This window comes from Romboutsia sp. D33t1_170424_H2 (assembly GCF_015669105.1).
Taxonomy (GTDB): Bacteria; Bacillota; Clostridia; order Peptostreptococcales; family Peptostreptococcaceae; genus Romboutsia_C; species Romboutsia_C hominis.
Genome location: NZ_JADOZQ010000001.1, coordinates 428,749 through 448,675, shown reverse-complemented (window position 1 = coordinate 448,675; position 19,927 = coordinate 428,749). Strand labels below are relative to the sequence as shown.

Here is a 19,927-nt window from a genome sequence, read left to right as displayed (position 1 = left end):
ATATATAAGGAGGTTTAAAATGGACAATATTAATAAATTTCAAAGTTTGATTATATTATTGATGGTTTTAATAGGAATAATACTCGGGCAAATAAATATTATACAAACCTATTCTGAATATTTAATTATGCCTTCTTTGATAATAATGTTATTTTTAGTATTTATACAAATACCATTAAAAGATATTACAAAATCATTTAAAAATATAAAGTTTACATTAACAGCAATACTTATAAATTTTGTATGGACACCTATTTTAATATTCTTTTTAGGGAAATTTTTCTTACAAAATAGTCCAGAGCTTTTAATTGGATTTATAATGCTTATGGTAACACCTTGTACTGATTGGTATTTAATATTTACAGCTATAGCAAAAGGTAATGTTGCATTAGGAGCATCAATTTTACCACTAAACTTTATGCTTCAATTACTACTGCTTCCTGTGTATGTATTTTTAATTGGAGGCTCAAGTGTAAACATAGATGCATTAAGCCTTACTCAAGGAATGGTTGTAAGCTTATTTATACCTCTTTTATTAGCTACTATTTTTAGAAAAATTACAATTAATAAAAAAGGTTTAAGTTATTTTGAAGAAAATATATCTCCAAAGGCTTGTGATTACCAAGGTTATTTTTTAAATTTAGCAATAATTTCAATGTTTGCATCTCAAGGTAAAGTATTACTTAAAAATCCTCAAGTGCTTTTACAGCTTTTACTACCAGTACTACTATTTTTTATAATTAACTTAGTTATTGGACAAGTTGTTGGTAGAAAAATAAAATTAAGTAAAGAGGATAATGTTGCTTTAAGCTTAACTACTTTAGCTAGAAACTCACCTATAGCACTTGCAATAGCAGTTTCAGCCTTTCCTAATGAACCTTTAATATCATTAGCACTTGTAATAGGCCCTTTAATAGAATTGCCTGTGTTGTTTTTAGTATCTAAAATATTATTAAATATTAACAATAAAATAAATGCAAAAAATATATATTAAAAGCTAGGAGGAACGAATCGTTCCTCCTTAGCTTTTATATCTATATAAAATACATATTAAGTTTAATAGTTTCAATGCTACCATAAACTTCATTAATAGCTTTATCAACATCTTATTTATTGAAACCTATGAAAAAAACTTATTTTTATTTCTCAAACAACATCTTATTGAATTAACTATACTTAATAATAAAATTTACAAATTTAATGAAATCATTTTGTGATTGGAAGGTAATTGAATATTATGTATAATACTACTTAGGTCACAATTATTATAATGTGAAATTAAGCTAGAAATAGATATATTAAATAGAAAGGTGAATATTTATGATATACTGCAGTAACTATAAAATTGGTTTAGAAGATATAGGAATAAATAATGAAGCGACTAATAAAGCACTTCTTACAATAATGGAAGACGTAGCAGGGCTTCACAGTGCATCTGTAGGCTATGGAGTTTTAGAAATAGAAACTAAAAAGAGAGTATGGATGCTTTTGGATTGGAAGGTGAAGGTCATAAAAAGACCTAAATATAATGATGATATAAAGGCAGAAACATGGTCAAGAAAAGTAGAAAGACTCTATGCATATCGTGATTTTCAGCTTAAGGATAAAGAAGGAAATATAATTGCAATTGGAACATCAAGATGGATATTTGTTGATACAGATAGAAGGAGACCAGTAAGACTTACAGCAGATATTGCAGATTTATATGAATCAGAAACAGATAAAAATGTATTTCCAGAAAAAATAGAAGATATTGAATGTGAAGATTACCTTTTCAAAAAGGACTACTATATTCAAAGAAGAGACATTGATATAAATGAACATATGCATAATTTAAGCTATCTAGATATGGCCTATGAAATTTTACCAGAGGATATTTATAAGAATAAAGTTTTTGACAATATAAGAATAGTATACAAAAAAGAAATATTATATGGCGAAAAGATTGAATGTTATTATGAAGAGCAAAACAATAAGCATATTATTACAGCAAAGACCGAAGATAAGATAAATGCTATAATAGAATTGTCATAGAAACATAATAGAAAGGACTTAAAATGGAAATCTATTTACCAAAAATAATAGCTAATTCACCAACTAAGCTACCTATACTTGAGAAAACAATACTTTACTATATAATAGACAAAGCCTTTAAATCTAAAAATGAAAATACTAAAAATTTAAGCTTAGAAATTAATATAAATGAAATAATAGAAATTATAAAAAATACATCAATAGAATGTATTGATGTAGTATTTCAAACTAAACAAGCTATAAATAATCTTAAAAACATAAAGTTAAGTTTAGTAGATAATGGTTTTCATATAAAGCTTAAACCAATTGAAAATATCTCTTTATACGCTTCAACAGTTTATGTTGACTTAAATCCAATAGTTATAGAATATTTAGACCAAATCCTATTTGGAAACTACATTAAATTTGACCTACTTAAAAATTCTATAGTTAATAAAACTAAAACCTTTATATAAAATTTTATATTAAAATAAAAATACCAAATATAATCATAAATATATTTGGTATTTTTATTTTAACATTCTACTCTCTTTTTAAAAAAAGTTTTTTTATTGTATAAGTAATCAACCAAATAACCCATAACAATAACTCCAACTATATCAATTACAAGTCTAACAAGAGTAAACTCATATCCAATAGCACTTATTTCAAATGTCAACGTAGAAATCTTAACAACACACCAAGCATTTAAAAATATAATTATATTTGAAAACCTAACCCCTTTATCCATAAGAACTTTGGCAAAAGGAAATGCTGCATACATAGGACCTGCTGCAAAACATGCTAAAGCAAAAGATAAAAATATACCAAGTAAGCCTGATTTATTTCCCATATACTTAATAAAATACTCTCTAGGAACCCACTCATCCAAAAGAGAAAGTAAAATCATAACCCCTGGAAGTATACCTAACATTTGTAAAATACTAGATTTTACGTTACTAAAAATATTAGTTCCCAAATTATTATTAAAAAAATATATAAATATGCAAATAATAAATCCAATAAGTACATATTTATATCTATTTAAAATAAATCTTATATTTATCATCCTAAAATTCCCCCTACAAAAGAAGCTACTACAAAAGCAAATAAAAATGCTACAACATTTCTATAAAAAGCAGCCTTCTTTCCTATAAATTTTGATTCTAGTGGAAGTGTTAGTATTCCAACCATAGTAGAAGTTGATATAAATGCTGCTACTTGTGCATATCCAGCCCCACTTTTAAGTAGAGAATCCCCTACTGAAAAAGCCACAAATGTAGGCATCATAGTAACTGCACCTATCACTGATGATATAGTTGTTCCAATAAATTTTGATTCTTCGCCAATAAGCTTTGATATAGACTCTGTGTCTAATACAGATAAGATTATAGCAATTATAATTACAATAAGAAAAAATTGAGGCATTATCGCTTCTAATGATTTCACACCTTTTACAAAAGCACTTTTTGTTTTTTTTGAATCTCTTATAAATGAAAAAATAAATAAAATAATACACATTAAATAAATAATAAAATTAATCAAACATACTCCCCCCGTAGCCATGCTATAATTAGAATTTAATTATAATATGCAATATTTATTATCATTGCCACTTAAAGAAATTATAGAAAAAATTCTATTTATTATTTAACAAATCTCTAACAACTTCAGATGCTATAATAAGACCTCCAGAAGATGACATAAAAGATATACTTCCAGGAATTATTCTATGACCATCTGATATTTTTTCTTTTAACTCTAAAGGGTTTTCACTTGAAAAAACTACTTTTAAATGATCAATATTTCTGTCCCTTAATTCTTTTCTTACTACTTTAGCTAGAGGACAAGTATGAGTTTTTGAAATATCACTTACTTCTATTTTTGTTGGATCTAATTTATTGCCCATACCCATAGAACTAATTATTGGTATATTTCTTTTTTTACACTCTTCTATTAAATGAATTTTAGATGATACCATATCTATTGCATCTACTACATAATCATAATCATCATTAATTATTTCTTTGCTAGTATCTTTATTAAATATAGTATTTATAGCTTTTATATTTAAGTTTTTATTTATATCTAAAAGCCTTTCTTTTACTACTTCTACTTTGTCTTTGCCTAATTTTGAGTTAAGCCCTGGTAGTTGCCTATTAAAATCACTTTCACAAACTTTAGCATAATCTACTATAGTTATATTTCCTATTCCAGCTCTTACTAAAGCTTCTACACAAAAGCTTCCTACTCCCCCTACTCCTATAACTAGAATATTTGAATTTTTAAGTTTCTCTAATCCATCTTCACCTATTAAAATGGCTGTTCTTTTTATAAATTTATTTTCCATTTTAACTCTCCTTTTTATTTATATCTTAATTAGTATAACAAAAAAAGAAGGAACGATTCGTTCCTCCTTAATAATCTTATTTATTTAATTATATAGCTATTATTAATCCAACTACTAATGCACTTAGTACACTAACGAAGAATCCACCTAACATTCCTTTGAATGCTAATTTAGCTAATAAACTTCTCTTTTCTGGACAGAATACTGATATTCCTGATATACATATACCCATACTTGATATATTAGCAAATCCACAAAGAGATATTGCCATCATAAGACCAGTTCTGTAGTCTAAGTTTGGTAACATTGTACCTAATTGTCCGAAAGCAACGAATTCATTTAATACTAACTTACTTCCTAAAAGCTGAGAAGCTGTTAATATCTTGTCTGTAGGAAGACCCATTAATGCTCCTATTGGTGCAAATATATATGATAATATTTGTTCTAATGATAATCCTACAACTCCTAATATACCATTAACAAGTGCAACTAAAGCTATTATAGCTATAAGTGAAGCACCTATACCTAATGCCATTTGAAGCCCGTCATTAGCACCTTGAGATATTGCAGATATAAGGTTTGGATTATCCCCTTTATTATCTATGCTTATTTCTTCTTTAGCACCTTCATGTTCATGACCCTTAGCTACAAATTCATGTTCAACTTCTGTTTCTGGAAGTATTATCTTAGATACTATTATACTTCCAAGTGGCACTAATGCTCCACCTATAAGTAAGTATTCCATAGGTATTCCAAGACCTGCATATCCCATTAAAACAGTTGCAGACATACTACCCATACCAGATACTAAAACTAACATTATTTCACTTTTAGTCATTCCTGATAAGTACTTTGAAACTAATATTGGAGATTCAGTTTGTCCTAAGAACATATTAGCAACAGCAACGAAACTTTCTACTTTAGAAGTTCCAAGTACTTTACCTATAACCCCACCTATTGCTTTAACAACAGCTCCTATTATACCTAAGTAGTATAATGCAGCTACTAACGCTGATATAAATATTATGTTACCTAAAACTTGTATACCAAATATCATCCCTGTTGGAGCACCTGAATCTGCTAGTGGCCCAAATACAAATGATAAACCTTCAAATCCATAACTTAAAGTAGCAGTTACTACATCAGATACCTTTTGTAGTGCAGCTCTTCCAAGTGGGAATTTTACCAGTAAAAATGCTAGGATAAATTGTATTATAAATGCTTTAGCTATCATCTTTTTATTTATTGCTTTTTTATCAGATGATAATAGATACAATATTCCTAACAAAATAATTATGCCTAGTGCATTTATTAGTATTGTCATATTTTCTCGCCCTCTACTTTTGTTTAATTTCTGATAAATTTAGTTTATTTATCTAGTCTAAGTATTTATGATATGCACCTCTTAAAAATTAAATATTAGAAGCCTTGCCCCATACATGTCATTTTTCAATACTTTTCGACAATTAATAAAACTTTATTTACCAATATAATTAAAATGTAAATGTTATTTTTCTTTAATATTATAACCTTTTCTTATTTATTATGACAAGACTTTTATTTTATTTATTAATTATTTATTTACATTTTTATATATATTACCCATTTTTAATCTTTATATTATCTAAATTTATAACAATTTAATCTAAGTATTAGTATAAAATATATTAGCTTACATATACTTTTAATATATAATTTATTATTAAAGGAGTATAAAATGAAAAAAAACTCTAACAAAAAACATGATAATTTATCATTTTTAAATCATTTTGATGACCAATACAATCAAATAATAGATAATAACGACGTTTTTGAAAGTTCTGATAGTGAAACTACTGATTTAATAAATTTTAGAGTAATAAATACAAATAACTCTTATCCATCTCAAGATCCTAATATTTACGAAAGTAATAGTGAAGATAACAAATAATAAAGTTACTTAAAAGGCATGTAAAAACATGCCTTTTAATATTGTAAAATATTAAATTTTTATGATAAGCTAAAATTATTATATATTTAGGAGAAAGTTTATGAAATTTATAAAAGATTCTTTTATAGTTAATGACTATGTTAAATTAGCAATAGTAGACAAAAGAATTACTCCTACTATGGAGAAAAATCTAAGAGCTAGAGGTATAGATTTAATAAAAACAATTGGATGTGAAAATTCTTATGATGCTATAAAGTTTCATCCAGATATAAGTATATTTAAATTAAATGATGAAAATATAGTTGTATCTCCTGATGTCTATGATTATTATAATGATAAACTTAAAAAGTATAACTTTAATGTCATAAAAGGAAATCTACCTATAGAAAGTAAATATCCTAACAATATACAATACAATGTTTGCTTGTTTGGAAAGTATGCTATTCATAATTTTGATTATACAGACAAAAACATTTTAAAGTACATAAAAGAAAATAATCTTACTATGATTAATGTAAATCAAGGATATACAAAATGTTCAGTATGTATTGTTGATGAAAATTCTATTATAACTTCAGATGAAGGTATATATAAAGAAGTAATAAAACATAATATTGATTGTTTACTTATATCTAAAGGAAATATTGATTTATTTAATATGAATTATGGATTTATAGGTGGATGTAGCGGACTTATATCTCATAAAGAATTAGCTTTTTACGGTAATATAAAGCTTCACCCTGATTATGATAAAATTTGTGATTTTGTTAAATCTAAAAATAAAGAAATTATTTCTTTAAGTGATGAAAAATTATTAGACTTAGGCTCTTTAATACCTATTATGTACTAATTTTTGAAAGGTGTGACATATTTGAGCGTTGATAAATTAAAAATAACCTTTAATAATGGCTTTACTAAAATAGTAGAAAGAAATAACATTAAAAACTTTAATGCCCTACTTGATTGGATGGACAAATTTAATTCTAATCAATATGTAAGTTTACTTACTGTCTCTGGATTTGAACTTGGTAGTTCTATATCTTTAGATAAAAATAATATAAAATCTATAGAAATAATAGATTAATAAAAAAAGAGGACTTAAAAGTCCTCTTTTTTATTATCCTTAAGATTTTTAACTTTATTATAATTGTAGTATAATCATTAATAAGCACAGTACATACTAAAATAGAAAGGAGTATTTTATGAATATTGTTGAAGTTTCAAATATATCTAAGAAAATATCTAAATCTATAATTCTAGATAATTTAAGCTTAAATATAAAAAAAGGTGAAATAGTTGGTCTTATAGGACCTTCTGGTGCTGGTAAAACGACTTTTGTTAAAGCTATAATAGGTATGGAAAAAATAGATAGCGGATTTATAAAAGTATTTAATAAACCCATTCCTAATTTAGATGTATTACAAAACATAGGATATATGGCACAGTCAGATGCTTTATATGAAGATTTAAGTGCAAAAGAAAATTTAGATTTCTTTGGAAAAATATTTGGATTAAATAAATCTAAAATAAAAGAAAGAATAGATTATACTTCAAAATTAGTTAATCTTGAAAATCACCTTTCTAAAAAAGTTAAAAGTTTTTCAGGAGGTATGAAAAGAAGACTATCACTTGCTATATCTCTAATTCAAGACCCTGCTCTTTTAATATTAGATGAACCTACTGTAGGTATAGACCCTCGCCTTAGATTTGATATATGGAATGAGCTTTATAACTTAAAAAATGAAGGAAAATCTATAATAGTAACAACTCACGTTATGGATGAAGCAGTAAAATGTGATAGATTAGCTTTAATAAGGGACGGTAAAATAATTGCTACTGGTACTCCTAATAATTTAATAAAAGAATTTGAAGTTAATACTATAGAAGAAATATTTTTAAAATTAGGAGGTGAAACTAAATGAGAGTTAAAGCATTAGCAATTAGAATTATAAAACAAACTATAAACGATAAAAGAACCCTAGCTCTTATGATGTTTGCACCTCTTATAGTTATGTCTTTAGTATATTTTTTATTTAATTCAAGTAAAGATGTAAAACTAAATGTAGGTGTTTATAATACTAATAGTGAATTTAATGATAACTTAAAGGAAACAGATTTAAATATACTAAATTATTCAAATAAAGATAATATAAAAGATAAAATATTAAAAGATGATTTAAGCGCATTTATATATTTAGATGATAATACTTTAAATGTTACTTATGAAAATAGTTCTCCTCAAAATAGTAAACAGATAGAAGCTAAGATAAATGCTACATTAGCAAAAGACGAAATGATTAATATTAAAAATTCACTTAGCTCATATCAAAAGCAATTTGCCTTTTCTAAAAATACACCTAACTTAAGCACTAACTTAGATATTAGCAAAGTATCTGTTAAAAGTAACTATATATATGGAGATGAAAATTTATCTTACTTTGATACTTTAAACCCTATACTAATTGGATTTTTTGTATTCTTCTTTGTATTTTTAATATCAGGTATATCTCTTTTAAAGGAAAGAACTTCAGGTACATTAGACAAACTACTTTCTACTCCAATTAAAAGAAGTGAGATTATAAGAGGTTACTTACTAGGTTATGGATTATTCTCAGTTATACAAACTATAATTTTAGTACTATTTTCTGTATATATACTAAATATAAAAATAGTTGGAAGTGTATTTTTAGTAATAATTATAAATATATTAATAGCCTTTGTAGCATTAACTTTAGGTGTTTTAATGTCTACTTTTGCAAATTCAGAATTTCAGATGATGCAATTTGTACCAATTATAATAGTACCTCAAATATTTTTTACAGGAATAATTCCAGTAGAATCTATGGCTAATTGGTTACAAGTTTTATCTAGATTTACACCATTATACTATGGTTCTAATGCACTTAGTGGTGTAGTCCTAAAAGGATATACCTTTAATGATATATATATGGATATAATTATATTGCTACTCTTTGCTATAATACTTTCATTATTAAATATAGTAGGTCTAAAAAGATATAGAAAAATATAAAATTCATTTTTTAATCAAATAAAGCGTACCTTATAAAATTATAAGGTACGCTTTATTTTTAGTCTACTCTTCTAAATTTAAATCTAGTTCTTTCATCAGCATTTACTGCCCTTGCTACTAGTCTAGCATCATTTTCTCTAACTCTAACAAAGTATCCATTAGGTGCCCTTAATACATATTCTCTATCGCCTGTTCTATATATTGTAAACTCTGTAGCTCCTCTTCTATCAGTATCTGCAATTAAAAAGTCTCTATTATCTACTCTTACGAAACTTCCTCCTGCTTCTCTTATTCTTGCTTTATTACCATCTATTATAAGTCTAAATGTATCACCGCTATTAGCACTTTGAGCTGTTGCATATAAAAAAACATCTCTTCCAATTACTACAAATTTATCGTCAAATACTGACTTTATCTTTACTCTTGACCTTTCATTACCACTATCAGGCTGTGGCTTTGACTTTAGTTGTTGTTGTTGTTGCTGTGGTTGTGGTTGCGGTGGCATGCTTGGTAAACCAACTTGTCCTGGGGATCCTCCTTGAAATTGTTGATTTGTTCCTTGATTTTGGGATCCTCCTGGAAATTGTTGGTTTGTTCCTTGATTTTGAGACCCTCCTGGAAATTGTTGATTTACGCCTTGATTTTGAGATCCTCCTGGAAATTGCTGATTTGTTCCTTGATTTTGAGCCCCTCCTGGAAATAATTGATTTGTTCCTTGATTTTGAGATCCTCCTGGAAACTGTTGATTTGTTCCTTGATTTTGAGATCCTCCTGGAAACTGTTGATTTGTTCCTTGATTTTGAGATCCTCCTGGAAACTGTTGATTTGTTCCTTGATTTTGAGACCCACCTGGAAATTGTTGATTTGTTCCTTGCCCTTGTAAAGATTTATTATTCATATTATTTTTATTCATATTGTCATTATTTAATTGCATGTAAAATCCCCCTAGTTGATTTTTTTATTTTGTATATGTATATGACAATATATAATTAAAAGTTACTCTATTATGTATATCAAATAGATACTATTATTTTTTATAATATTATAAAAAGGTGTAGAATAATCTACACCTATAATATACTTATTTGAATATCTTCTATTCTTCTTTTATTAATTCTTATTAATTTAAGAATTAACTTCCCTAAATTAATCTGTATGTCTTCGTTCTCATTTGGAATCTTTCCTAGCTGATTTATAATATAACCGTTTAAGGTGTCATAATCTCCTTCTTCAATGTTAACATTAAATATTTCGTTAAAGTCACTTACACTTAATACTCCTTTAACCATAAAGTTGTTGTCATCTATTTTTTTGATTTTATCATGGTGTAAATCACTTTTGTCATAAGTTATACCCTTGATCTCACAGATTAAATCTTCCATACTTACTATGCCTGAAAATGCTCCATATTCATCTATTAATATAAATAAATTATCATTTTGTGAATCTATTGAATTGAATAATTCACTTACATTTTTAGTTTCTGGTATGAAACACGGTTTATGAAGAATCTTTCTTATGTCTATATTTTTAAATCCTTCTTTTCTAGCCTCAATCATTAAATCTTTTACATGTAAGACTCCTATTATATTGTCTACATATTCTTCGTATACAGGTATTTTTGAATAATTTATTATAGATATATCATCTAATATAGTATCTATATTTTCATTTACATCTATTAAAAATGCATCTTTACTTGATACCATAATTTCTCTAGCTACTTTATCGTTTAATTCAAACTTACTATCTACAGCTAGATTATCTAATTCATTATTTTCTTTTTTACCTGTTATAATGTGAATAATATTATTTATAAAGTCCTTCACATTTTTAAAAATTGATTGTAAGATGGTCCTTTCGGGTTCAGGTTCTAACATACTCATATCTCCTTTAAATATAAATTTTTAAATGATTTTATCACAGTTAATTATATAAGTCAATTTACCTATAGTATATACTATGACTTATGTCTGTATAAGTTGTTAGACAAATATTTACTACGTCTATACTTATATCTTATAATTTTATTTTATATTAAAATTAAATATTTTAAAACCAATTTTTATAAAATTTACTTTGAACTTTTATTCATATTTTTTACTTAATAAATTCACTTTAGGATTGTTTCATCCTACAAAAATAATTCATTATACATTTTTTACTTTTATACCCTAATTTACTTAGAATAAACATTTTCCTTTACAACTTTTTTAATAAATACACTTTTATTTATCTTAATTTACATACCATATTAAATAGTATAAAATTATATTAGGGGAAAATTTTAACATATTAAACTTTTTAGGGGGTATCCATGTTCATAAAAACTACTAATCCTGCCTTTAAAAATTTTGGGGAACTAGTTTGTGAAAATTTAGATAGAGATTTTTCAAAAGATATAAATATAAAAAATAAAAGTATTAAGAAATTAAAATTAACATCTGATAACTCTACCTTTTTAAAAGTAAATAAAGGTGTTGTTATGATACTAGTTTCATTAGATGGAAAAGATATAAAATCTTTTATAATAAATAGGATAATTAACTTAAAAAAAGGAATATATTTCAATTTAATATCAATTTCAGATGAAAGTGAAATAAGCATAATATCTAAAGATGAATTTAAGTCTATAAATCTAAAAGAAGAATATACTTATACTAAAATTTCATCTTCCCTTAATATTGATCAAATTTATACTAAGTTTTATCAAGAAAAGGGGACTAACTATTCTTTTGCTGGTGAATCTCACCCTTATTGGGAGCTTACATATGTTGATAAAGGAAACCTATCTACTAATGTAGATGGTAAAGAATATAATTTAAAACAAGGCGATCTCATATTTTATGCTCCATTTCAATTTCATACTCAAGCTACTTCAGATAATATTAGCTCTTACTTAACTATTAACTTTAAAATGGACTCTAATGACTATGAAGTACTTTGTAATAAAGTATTTACTTTAGAAAGAGAATCCTACAATATTATAAGTAAACTTATAGAAGAACTTTCAAACGACGATATATACTCCAATGATTTATCTATTTGTTACTTAAAACAGCTTATTATACATACTGCCAGGCTAAAAAATACCTACTTTCAATCTAAACCAACGACTCACATGCGACAAACTTATGAAAACAGCTTATTAAATGAAATACTTTCATTTATAGATGAACATATATACGAAAAATTATCTATAAATACATTATGTAGTCATTTTTGTATAAGTCCATCTATGATACACTCATTATTTAAAAAGAATATGGATAATACTGTAAAAAATTATATAAATGAATTAAAATTATCAAAAAGTAAAGAACTTATTAAAAACACTTCTTATACTATTAGTGAAATATCTGAGATGCTTGGGTTTTCTTCTATTCACTATTTTTCTAAAAAATTTAAGACATCATTTGGTATTTCTCCAACTGAATACTCAAAGTCAATATATGATTAACCTCATTTTTATTAATTCTAAACAATTTTATACTTAACATAAATTCTATATATATGAAAAAGCTGGCTTATATGCCAGCTTTTAATTTATCTATTGATTACATTTTGATCTTTTAAAATAATTTAATCCTACTCTAACTAATACTCCTATTATTCCTATAAATAAAAATAGATATCCTATAGGTATTAAGAAAAATGGCTCTACTAAAGTACCATCTGGTGCTACTTCACTTCCTATAAAATTAAAACTTACAAAACATCCTATACTTATAATAAATGGTATTAAATTTAAAATATATTTTTTCATATTTCCTCCATACACGATATATAATTATTGTTTTTCGATAAATAGATTATATAATACATAAAGATATATTCCAATACTTTTTTATTGTTTTTCGATATTTTTTTATTACATATTTGCAATTATATTATCTAAAATATTTATATAACCTTATTAAAAATTCACAAAAGTTTAATAAAAATAAATAATACCAATGACTATTAATAATCATTGGTATTATTAAAAAATATTAATTTAAGGAATATCTATTTCTATTTTTTCATCTTCAAAATATTTAGTATTATTTTCCGAATAGATTACAGGAATTATGGTAATCTTCTTTTCGCTACCTTTACGTTCAAAATTATGGTATATACCATTTCCATTTGAATTACCAATTCCCCCACCAAATAATCTATTTCCACTTTCATCTTTTACAGAGACATCTGCATTATGTATTAAGGATGTTACATTGGACTGATCTCCTTCTAATTGTGTTTTAATATTCACTGAAGTAGGAGAAATTCTTACTTGATCAATTTTAAATTTAACTCCTTTACCTATATCTATAACTTTGTTAATATCGACAATTTTTAAATCACTAGATATATTAGAACTATTTATAGTTGTATTAAACTCCCAATTGCCAAAACTTTTACTTAATAACCTTCCTTTTTCAGTCTTTGATTCCCCTATATCAAAATCTTTAAATTTAATTTTTAAATTATAATCTTTATTTTTTTCTAGATTATCAAGTATCTCAAAGTCAGTATCCACAAGTCCATCTCCGTCAGTGTCAATACTAGTTAAATTAACAGTATATAAAAACTCTTTTTTATTTTCAGCTCTTAAATCTCTTTGCATGATTCCCCCACCTTGACCAGGGAAAGACATATTTCCTATAGTTACTATTGGTATATCTGGTATAAAATCTTTTTTATTAATGCCATACTCTTTAAAATCAAAATTAGTATAATCCATACTTAAACTTATAATTAATTGTCTATCATCAAGCATTACATCTCCTAGATTAAGAACTAATCCATTATCTTCTATTGATTGATTCCCTTCAAATTTGTACTTCTCAAATTCACCATAATCTCTATCTAGGAAAGATTCAATATGATTTACTAATCTATCAATATATGCCCATGTAGTTTCATTAGTTAGAGCCACAGAGCCTAGTATAAGTGTTGCTGATATACTTGCTGCTATTAATTTTTTATTTACTTGTTTTCTTGACTTTAACTTAGATTTCATTATATTTTTCATTTTTTCATTATCAGTTTTTACTTCATCATATCTATCAAATTGAATTTTTTCATTATTTAATACTTTATATTTATCTATCATATTATTTTCCTCCTTCATTTAATAAAGCTTTTCTTATTTTTGCCTTACCCCTAGATAATTTACTATGTATACTTGAAATAGCTAACTTTTTATCATTTGCTATATCTACTACACTTTCATCATCTAGATAATATCGTCTAAATATTTCTTTGTCTTCTTCTGATAAGAAGTTTAATGTCTCATTTAATTCCTCTTGAATTTCTACCTTTAGTAAATTTTTGTCTATATAATATGTTTGTTCATCTAAACTAGATGTCTCTATCTTATTTAGATATTTTCTTTTGTAGTCAATTGCTTTATATTTAGCTATTGCACATATCCAGTTTTTAAAAGAGTTTTTATCTTTTTCAAATCCTTCTATATTATCCCAAATGGCTAGTAAAGTATCACTAACACATTCTTCTTCGTAATTAATAAGTGTACCTAAATGATATCTAACTACTGAAGTAATAAGGGCATTATACTGGTCTATTAAAATTTCCATTCCTTTTTGATTTTTCTTTTTGATATATTTAATCATTAATTTGTCTTGCAAGTTACTTCCTCCTAACTATAAAAGCTTTTACACTAATTAATTCGTAAATAAAATTAAAAAACTTGCATGTTTAAATATTTTTTTATTTAATTATTTATTTGTTATATAATCAAAATTTTGACACTAACTAAATTACTCTAGCAAAATCAATACATTTAACAGTGCCATAAACTATTAATTTATAGATTTTATCACAAAGAACTTTATACCAAATGATTTATAGATACGCAAGTGTAAGTAAAAAACACAAGAATGTATTATTGATTTTTATACAGATAAGTCACTTAGAAAAGAAGTTAAAAATATTTTAAATAAAAAGTTGATATTTTTGGAAGGCATTTATTTGAAGGTTATAATTAATAATATATAACTAAAAATGTACATAAATTAACACCAACTAATATCAGAATAAATTCTATGATATTACTTGGTATTACTTATCTTTAATAAAGTTTTATAGTTTTTGAAAAATATTTAATAATAGATATTTACTATAAATATTTTATAATTTTAGCAGGATTTCCACCTACTACTACATTATCCAAAACATCTTTTACAACTACAGCTCCTGCTGCAACCACTACATTATCACCAATTGTTACCCCAGGCGCTATAACTGAATTTCCACCAAGCCAAACATTATTTCCAATAGTAACTGGCTTACCATATTCTAAGCCAGATATTCTTAATTCTACATCTAATGGGTGAGTTGCAGTATATATGCATACTCTTGGAGCCATCATACAATTATCTCCTATTGTTACTTTACAAACATCTAATATAATGCAATCATAATTTGCAAAGAAATTTTCTCCTACATAAATATTGTATCCATAGTCACAACGGAAAGTAGGTTTTACACAAAAATTTTCACCTGTTTTTCCAAATAGAGATTTTAATATTTCACTTCTATTTATATCTGAAGAATTGTTAAATTTTCTAAGAATGCTTTGAGCTTTCTCATGTTCTTTTACTAATTCACTATCTAAAGCACAATAGAGTTCTCCTGATAACATTTTTTCTTTTTCTGTTTTTTGATGTATTATTTTCTCCTTCATTACAAATATCTCCCTAACTAATTTTGATTATAAATTTATCTGCTTTTCCATTCTTATATCACTATACCAATTTTCATTGTAATACACAAAATTTTCAGATTTTCCTATTGCTCTATATCCATTTTTCTCATAAAAATTTATAGCTTTAGTATTGTATTCAAACACTCCTAACTCTATTTTATTTTTACCTAACTTCATTACCTTATCTTCTAATAGCTTCATTACTTTTAGTCCAATACCTTTACCCCTATATTTATTATCCCCTACACATATACTAATCCAAGCAGTGTCATCACTTTCATTAAATAACATTTTAAAATTTGTATTAATAGTTACAAATCCAACCTTTTTATCATTTTCAACTATCATGTATGTATGCTTGTATTCATTTATTCTAGTTCCTTCTATTAATTCCTCTAATGTTATATCTTCTATTTCTCCTTCTTTAAAATTTGGTCTAAGTAAATACTTTATACTGTTGTCATTATTCCATTTTTGTATTAATTTAAAATCATCTATATCTTTATGCGTTATCTTTTTTAATTCTACACCCATTAATTTTTCCCCCTTTATACAAATAAAGTATATAGATTAATCTATATACTTTTACTTCTATTCTTTATAAACATAATACAAACAATCATTTTCAAAATTAGTTAATGACTCATATTTGCTTTCTTTTAACTTACTTATTAATTCATCACTTGGATTATGTATATATATTTCAGCTTCACTAGAATTTTCTTTTAATAAATAATAATTTACACAGTCATTAATACCTTCAAAAGTATTATCTATACATATTATAGAAGGATTTCCTTTCACTTTAACTATACATCTATGACCATTTACTATTACTAAAGAATTACTTTTAACTAACTCCTCATATATTTCTTTACATAAATTAAAATAAGTAAATCCATAAGTTATTCTATTTTTATTTTTCTTAAAATAATCTAAGTTTTTAAATTCTTCATATGATATGTCCCATTTTTCAATATTAATATCATTTATATCTTTATTATAATTATCATTTTCTTTAAATACTACCATACAACTATCTTCTAAATAAAAATTCTTTGCCTTCATCATATTTATGCTAGCTACAGTATCTTTATGAGTGCACATTGCTATATTAGTTATCTTATTATTTCTTAAATCTTCTCTTGCTAAATTAAATAGCATATCGCAAATTGCATGTGCATATTGTCTCCCTCTATAATCAACATGTACTCTAAGCCCTTCAAGCCATCCTTGTCCATCTATTAGAATACTATATTTTCCTACTGCTACCACCTTATCATCTACAACTAGCCCTAAAAAACACCCATCTTTTTCATCTACCCATTTGTGAAATACACTAGGTAGATAATCATTTCCTTCCCAAATATTTCTTGATATATCCACTATATCATCATAGTCTTCATGTGTAAGTATTTTATAATTCATTTTTTCACCCTTTTTACTTCTTTGTTTTAATAAAATTGATTTATTTTAATTATACATCTTATTTACTTATTATTAATACATAAATATATTTTATCCTAGGAGGAACGTTTCGTTCCTCCTTCTTTAATCATGAAAATGTGTCCACGATTTTATAAATACTTATATATTATTTTGACTACTTCACAAGGCTTTATATATTCTTAAAATCAAATAAACAATAAAAAGAGCAGTAATTTCAATCTTACTACTCTCAATATAATAATTTTATTTAAATAGATAAATATTACTCCTCAATATTTTTATATAAAGTATATCCACTCATCAACATCCCTAATCCACCTATAAAAGAAAAAACAAATCCACCTGTTCTAAAATTATCTATATTAGATTTAACAATCATTTCATATTGAGATGTTTCCATTCCTCCACCACTAGCTTGAATTGCATCATATCCCATTTTTAGCCCTATAGATGTCGATAAAAATATTAATATCATACCGATAATAAACGAAATTACCATACACTTTAATGAACCAATTAAAAATTTATTTTTCATACTTCCCCCTTAGTTTAATATTGACTGCTAATTTAATTATAACACACAACATTTTTAACGCATATTCATTCAAACAGAGGTTTTGTATTTATATTATTTTATAATTAAAAAAGCTATAAAATTTAGTATCTTCCCTAATTTTATAGCTTTTTAACTTATTTTAATTTTTAGTTTACATAACCTAATTATATTAGATTTTACTATACTCTAATACTTCTATCTCTTTAAATAATTTTTCAACTTCATTTACATTTATAAATCCAGTTTTAATATTCATAGCATTAGACATTCCACAAGCATTAGATAACCTTAGACAGTCCTTTAATGAATAATCATTTAATAATCCATATGCAAATCCTGCTATTGATGAATCTCCACTACCAACTGTATTTTCTATTTTTATACTTGGTATTTTTACTTCATATATACTATCCTTATTTACAAGAATCATCCCTTCTTTGCCCATAGATATACATATATTTTCTATATTATATCTTAATAATTTATAAGCTTCTTTTATAGCATATTCTTTATTATTTATATTACACTTACATAAAGCCTCTAGTTCATCTATATTAGGTTTTATCATATATATATGACTATTTATTGCACTTTCAAGGTATTTACCGCTAGTATCTAATATAAATTTTATATTTTTAATCCTACATATTTCTCCTAACAATCCATAATAATCAATTGGCAATCCTTTAGGTAAGCTTCCACTAGCTACTAGTATTTTAGTTTCTTCTAATATATTTTCTAAATGTCTTTCAAACTTTATCATGTCGTTTTCTTCTACTGTAGGACCACTTTCAAGTATTTCTGTACTTACTTTATTTTTATCTATTATATTTAAACAAACTCTAGTTTCACCATCTATTTTTATAAATTCATCTCTAAGACCAATCCTTTTTATTTCATCCTTTATATAAAGACCATTGTATCCACCTACAAAACCCATACATATAGGATTATGCCCTAATTGATTTAGTACTCTAGCTACATTTATACCTTTTCCACCTGCACTTTTTTTAACATCCCCTGCCCTTTGAACTTTTCCTATTTCAAAAGTTTCTAGTTTGTAAAGTGTATCTATTGATGGATTAAATGTTACAACTGTTATCATAAGCTTTGTCCTCCCTTTTTATGATTACACTAATATTATATAAATTTGATTTATTTATGTATTTGTAATTTCATTTGATTAATTTGTTATTTTCTTCTTCATATTTAATATATTTTTCATATTGTTGTTCTAAAATTTCTAAGTTTTATAAATTATTTTACTTGTCATAATTTCAAATTGATTTTTATAAATATTTGTCCTACACTTAACTTGAATACAGTTAGCAATACAATCTAAATTTTTAGGGGGAAAAGGGAATGAAAAAATTAGTTGTTACAGACAGATCTCTATGTCAAAATTGCTTAGCTTGTGAAATGACTTGCTCAAATGCATTTTATAAGCATTATGGATTAAACACTCCATGTATAAAAATAGGATTAAAGAAAGATGATTCTTTAGACGTTAAGGCATGTAATCAATGTGGTCTATGTGCTAAAAAATGTCCTCAAGGAGCAATAACTCAAAATCCTAAAGGTGTTTATATGATTAATAAGAAAAAATGTAATGGTTGCCTTACTTGTGTTGATGCCTGTCCTAAAGGCATAATAGCAAAAGTAGATGATAAGCCTGTGCCATCTAAATGTATAGCTTGTGGACTTTGTGTTGATGCTTGTCCTATGGGAATTCTTGAGATTAAAGAAGGTTAATTTTATAATAAAATATATTAATAACCCCTGTTTAATATAAAAACAGGGGTTATTAATATATTTTATATTTAATAAATATTATTTTTTAATATATAATAGTTATTAATAACAGATATACAATTTTATCTACCTAAAGG

The 19,927-nt window shown here is 25.4% G+C and carries 24 protein-coding genes; 10 read left to right on the top strand and 14 right to left on the bottom strand.

Annotated elements, in window-relative coordinates:
- Nucleotides 1-19: 19 nt before the first annotated feature.
- The 3 genes from I4U66_RS02260 (at nt 20) to I4U66_RS02250 (ending at nt 2,489) form a co-directional block, all read left to right on the top strand.
- Entirely contained in the window at nt 20-994 is a 975-nt protein-coding gene (locus I4U66_RS02260; RefSeq protein ID WP_195928368.1) for an arsenic resistance protein, read from the top strand.
- Nucleotides 995-1,320: 326 nt separating this feature from the next.
- Nucleotides 1,321-2,034, top strand: a complete 714-nt coding sequence (locus tag I4U66_RS02255; RefSeq protein ID WP_195236964.1) for an acyl-[acyl-carrier-protein] thioesterase — start codon at nt 1,321-1,323, stop codon at nt 2,032-2,034.
- 23 nt (nt 2,035-2,057) lie between these two features.
- Nucleotides 2,058-2,489 (top strand): hypothetical protein, encoded by a 432-nt coding sequence (locus tag I4U66_RS02250; protein ID WP_195236963.1) that lies wholly within the window; start codon nt 2,058-2,060, stop codon nt 2,487-2,489.
- 59 nt (nt 2,490-2,548) lie between these two features.
- Here the strand turns inward: I4U66_RS02250 and I4U66_RS02245 are convergent, their stop codons facing one another.
- The 4 genes from I4U66_RS02245 to I4U66_RS02230 all read right to left on the bottom strand — a co-directional run bounded on the left by I4U66_RS02245 (nt 2,549) and on the right by I4U66_RS02230 (nt 5,687).
- On the bottom strand, nt 2,549-3,082 hold the full coding sequence (locus I4U66_RS02245) for a permease (RefSeq protein ID WP_195928367.1): 534 nt from the start codon (nt 3,080-3,082) through the stop codon (nt 2,549-2,551).
- The gene (locus tag I4U66_RS02240; protein WP_166505117.1) at nt 3,079-3,558 is read right to left on the bottom strand and encodes a permease; all 480 of its coding nucleotides are present in this window, start codon (nt 3,556-3,558) and stop codon (nt 3,079-3,081) included. The genes I4U66_RS02245 and I4U66_RS02240 overlap by 4 nt, the downstream gene beginning before the upstream one ends.
- A gap of 94 nt (nt 3,559-3,652) precedes the next feature.
- The gene (locus I4U66_RS02235) at nt 3,653-4,363 is read right to left on the bottom strand and encodes a tRNA threonylcarbamoyladenosine dehydratase (protein ID WP_166505116.1); all 711 of its coding nucleotides are present in this window, start codon (nt 4,361-4,363) and stop codon (nt 3,653-3,655) included.
- A gap of 88 nt (nt 4,364-4,451) precedes the next feature.
- Complete coding sequence (locus I4U66_RS02230) at nt 4,452-5,687, bottom strand: NupC/NupG family nucleoside CNT transporter (protein ID WP_092926548.1); 1,236 nt, start codon at nt 5,685-5,687, stop codon at nt 4,452-4,454.
- A gap of 393 nt (nt 5,688-6,080) precedes the next feature.
- On the opposite strand from I4U66_RS02230, the gene I4U66_RS02225 reads away from it, so the two are divergent.
- From I4U66_RS02225 to I4U66_RS02205, 5 genes are all read left to right on the top strand, one after another.
- A complete protein-coding gene (locus I4U66_RS02225; RefSeq protein WP_092926550.1) occupies nt 6,081-6,293 on the top strand; it encodes a hypothetical protein in 213 nt (70 codons plus the stop codon).
- Between the two features lie 100 nt (nt 6,294-6,393).
- Nucleotides 6,394-7,143, top strand: a complete 750-nt coding sequence (locus I4U66_RS02220; RefSeq protein ID WP_195928366.1) for a DUF6873 family GME fold protein — start codon at nt 6,394-6,396, stop codon at nt 7,141-7,143.
- 21 nt (nt 7,144-7,164) lie between these two features.
- Nucleotides 7,165-7,377, top strand: a complete 213-nt coding sequence (locus I4U66_RS02215) for a hypothetical protein (protein ID WP_092926554.1) — start codon at nt 7,165-7,167, stop codon at nt 7,375-7,377.
- 118 nt (nt 7,378-7,495) lie between these two features.
- Nucleotides 7,496-8,215: an ABC transporter ATP-binding protein gene (locus tag I4U66_RS02210; RefSeq protein ID WP_092926556.1), complete on the top strand. Its 720-nt coding sequence runs from the start codon at nt 7,496-7,498 to the stop codon at nt 8,213-8,215.
- The gene (locus I4U66_RS02205; protein WP_195580956.1) at nt 8,212-9,324 is read left to right on the top strand and encodes an ABC transporter permease; all 1,113 of its coding nucleotides are present in this window, start codon (nt 8,212-8,214) and stop codon (nt 9,322-9,324) included. The genes I4U66_RS02210 and I4U66_RS02205 overlap by 4 nt, the downstream gene beginning before the upstream one ends.
- A 58-nt stretch (nt 9,325-9,382) precedes the next feature.
- Here the strand turns inward: I4U66_RS02205 and I4U66_RS02200 are convergent, their stop codons facing one another.
- Nucleotides 9,383-10,258 (bottom strand): hypothetical protein, encoded by an 876-nt coding sequence (locus tag I4U66_RS02200; RefSeq protein WP_195928365.1) that lies wholly within the window; start codon nt 10,256-10,258, stop codon nt 9,383-9,385.
- Nucleotides 10,259-10,394: 136 nt separating this feature from the next.
- Nucleotides 10,395-11,204, bottom strand: a complete 810-nt coding sequence (locus tag I4U66_RS02195) for a transporter associated domain-containing protein (RefSeq protein WP_166505108.1) — start codon at nt 11,202-11,204, stop codon at nt 10,395-10,397.
- A gap of 437 nt (nt 11,205-11,641) precedes the next feature.
- On the opposite strand from I4U66_RS02195, the gene I4U66_RS02190 reads away from it, so the two are divergent.
- Entirely contained in the window at nt 11,642-12,784 is a 1,143-nt protein-coding gene (locus I4U66_RS02190; protein ID WP_092926564.1) for an AraC family transcriptional regulator, read from the top strand.
- A 90-nt stretch (nt 12,785-12,874) separates the two neighbouring features.
- On the opposite strand, the gene I4U66_RS02185 is transcribed toward I4U66_RS02190, so the two are convergent.
- The 8 genes from I4U66_RS02185 to pfkB form a co-directional block, all read right to left on the bottom strand.
- Complete coding sequence (locus I4U66_RS02185) at nt 12,875-13,090, bottom strand: DUF3955 domain-containing protein (protein WP_092926566.1); 216 nt, start codon at nt 13,088-13,090, stop codon at nt 12,875-12,877.
- Between the two features lie 231 nt (nt 13,091-13,321).
- The gene (locus tag I4U66_RS02180) at nt 13,322-14,419 is read right to left on the bottom strand and encodes a DUF4179 domain-containing protein (protein ID WP_195580953.1); all 1,098 of its coding nucleotides are present in this window, start codon (nt 14,417-14,419) and stop codon (nt 13,322-13,324) included.
- Nucleotide 14,420: 1 nt separating this feature from the next.
- Complete coding sequence (locus I4U66_RS02175) at nt 14,421-14,954, bottom strand: sigma-70 family RNA polymerase sigma factor (protein WP_195928364.1); 534 nt, start codon at nt 14,952-14,954, stop codon at nt 14,421-14,423.
- Nucleotides 14,955-15,445: 491 nt separating this feature from the next.
- Nucleotides 15,446-16,012 (bottom strand): maltose acetyltransferase domain-containing protein, encoded by a 567-nt coding sequence (locus I4U66_RS02170; protein WP_176579604.1) that lies wholly within the window; start codon nt 16,010-16,012, stop codon nt 15,446-15,448.
- A 27-nt stretch (nt 16,013-16,039) separates the two neighbouring features.
- Nucleotides 16,040-16,567 carry a GNAT family N-acetyltransferase gene (locus I4U66_RS02165; protein ID WP_195928363.1) on the bottom strand — a complete coding sequence of 176 codons (528 nt, stop codon included), beginning with the start codon at nt 16,565-16,567 and terminating at the stop codon, nt 16,040-16,042.
- A gap of 57 nt (nt 16,568-16,624) precedes the next feature.
- Nucleotides 16,625-17,461, bottom strand: coding sequence for a GNAT family N-acetyltransferase (locus tag I4U66_RS02160; RefSeq protein ID WP_195928362.1), 837 nt, complete (start codon nt 17,459-17,461; stop codon nt 16,625-16,627).
- Between the two features lie 283 nt (nt 17,462-17,744).
- A complete protein-coding gene (locus I4U66_RS02155; RefSeq protein ID WP_092926576.1) occupies nt 17,745-18,017 on the bottom strand; it encodes a hypothetical protein in 273 nt (90 codons plus the stop codon).
- Nucleotides 18,018-18,207: 190 nt separating this feature from the next.
- A complete protein-coding gene (pfkB, locus tag I4U66_RS02150; RefSeq protein WP_195928361.1) occupies nt 18,208-19,143 on the bottom strand; it encodes a 1-phosphofructokinase in 936 nt (311 codons plus the stop codon).
- 257 nt (nt 19,144-19,400) lie between these two features.
- Here pfkB and I4U66_RS02145 point away from each other — a divergent pair, with 257 nt between their 5' ends.
- Nucleotides 19,401-19,790, top strand: coding sequence for a 4Fe-4S binding protein (locus tag I4U66_RS02145; protein WP_092926580.1), 390 nt, complete (start codon nt 19,401-19,403; stop codon nt 19,788-19,790).
- The last annotated feature ends 137 nt before the right edge of the window (nt 19,791-19,927 follow it).

What these genes read in the sequence shown, in the direction of transcription:
- I4U66_RS02260 (WP_195928368.1), top strand. Translation starts at nt 20, where the DNA reads ATGGACAATATTAATAAATTTCAAAGTTTGATTATATTATTGATGGTT.
- I4U66_RS02255 (WP_195236964.1), top strand. Translation starts at nt 1,321, where the DNA reads ATGATATACTGCAGTAACTATAAAATTGGTTTAGAAGATATAGGAATA.
- I4U66_RS02250 (WP_195236963.1), top strand. Translation starts at nt 2,058, where the DNA reads ATGGAAATCTATTTACCAAAAATAATAGCTAATTCACCAACTAAGCTA.
- I4U66_RS02245 (WP_195928367.1), bottom strand. Translation starts at nt 3,082, where the DNA reads ATGATAAATATAAGATTTATTTTAAATAGATATAAATATGTACTTATT.
- I4U66_RS02235 (WP_166505116.1), bottom strand. Translation starts at nt 4,363, where the DNA reads ATGGAAAATAAATTTATAAAAAGAACAGCCATTTTAATAGGTGAAGAT.
- I4U66_RS02230 (WP_092926548.1), bottom strand. Translation starts at nt 5,687, where the DNA reads ATGACAATACTAATAAATGCACTAGGCATAATTATTTTGTTAGGAATA.
- I4U66_RS02225 (WP_092926550.1), top strand. Translation starts at nt 6,081, where the DNA reads ATGAAAAAAAACTCTAACAAAAAACATGATAATTTATCATTTTTAAAT.
- I4U66_RS02220 (WP_195928366.1), top strand. Translation starts at nt 6,394, where the DNA reads ATGAAATTTATAAAAGATTCTTTTATAGTTAATGACTATGTTAAATTA.
- I4U66_RS02210 (WP_092926556.1), top strand. Translation starts at nt 7,496, where the DNA reads ATGAATATTGTTGAAGTTTCAAATATATCTAAGAAAATATCTAAATCT.
- I4U66_RS02205 (WP_195580956.1), top strand. Translation starts at nt 8,212, where the DNA reads ATGAGAGTTAAAGCATTAGCAATTAGAATTATAAAACAAACTATAAAC.
- I4U66_RS02200 (WP_195928365.1), bottom strand. Translation starts at nt 10,258, where the DNA reads ATGCAATTAAATAATGACAATATGAATAAAAATAATATGAATAATAAA.
- I4U66_RS02195 (WP_166505108.1), bottom strand. Translation starts at nt 11,204, where the DNA reads ATGTTAGAACCTGAACCCGAAAGGACCATCTTACAATCAATTTTTAAA.
- I4U66_RS02190 (WP_092926564.1), top strand. Translation starts at nt 11,642, where the DNA reads ATGTTCATAAAAACTACTAATCCTGCCTTTAAAAATTTTGGGGAACTA.
- I4U66_RS02185 (WP_092926566.1), bottom strand. Translation starts at nt 13,090, where the DNA reads ATGAAAAAATATATTTTAAATTTAATACCATTTATTATAAGTATAGGA.
- I4U66_RS02180 (WP_195580953.1), bottom strand. Translation starts at nt 14,419, where the DNA reads ATGATAGATAAATATAAAGTATTAAATAATGAAAAAATTCAATTTGAT.
- I4U66_RS02170 (WP_176579604.1), bottom strand. Translation starts at nt 16,012, where the DNA reads ATGAAGGAGAAAATAATACATCAAAAAACAGAAAAAGAAAAAATGTTA.
- I4U66_RS02165 (WP_195928363.1), bottom strand. Translation starts at nt 16,567, where the DNA reads ATGGGTGTAGAATTAAAAAAGATAACGCATAAAGATATAGATGATTTT.
- I4U66_RS02160 (WP_195928362.1), bottom strand. Translation starts at nt 17,461, where the DNA reads ATGAATTATAAAATACTTACACATGAAGACTATGATGATATAGTGGAT.
- I4U66_RS02155 (WP_092926576.1), bottom strand. Translation starts at nt 18,017, where the DNA reads ATGAAAAATAAATTTTTAATTGGTTCATTAAAGTGTATGGTAATTTCG.
- pfkB (WP_195928361.1), bottom strand. Translation starts at nt 19,143, where the DNA reads ATGATAACAGTTGTAACATTTAATCCATCAATAGATACACTTTACAAA.
- I4U66_RS02145 (WP_092926580.1), top strand. Translation starts at nt 19,401, where the DNA reads ATGAAAAAATTAGTTGTTACAGACAGATCTCTATGTCAAAATTGCTTA.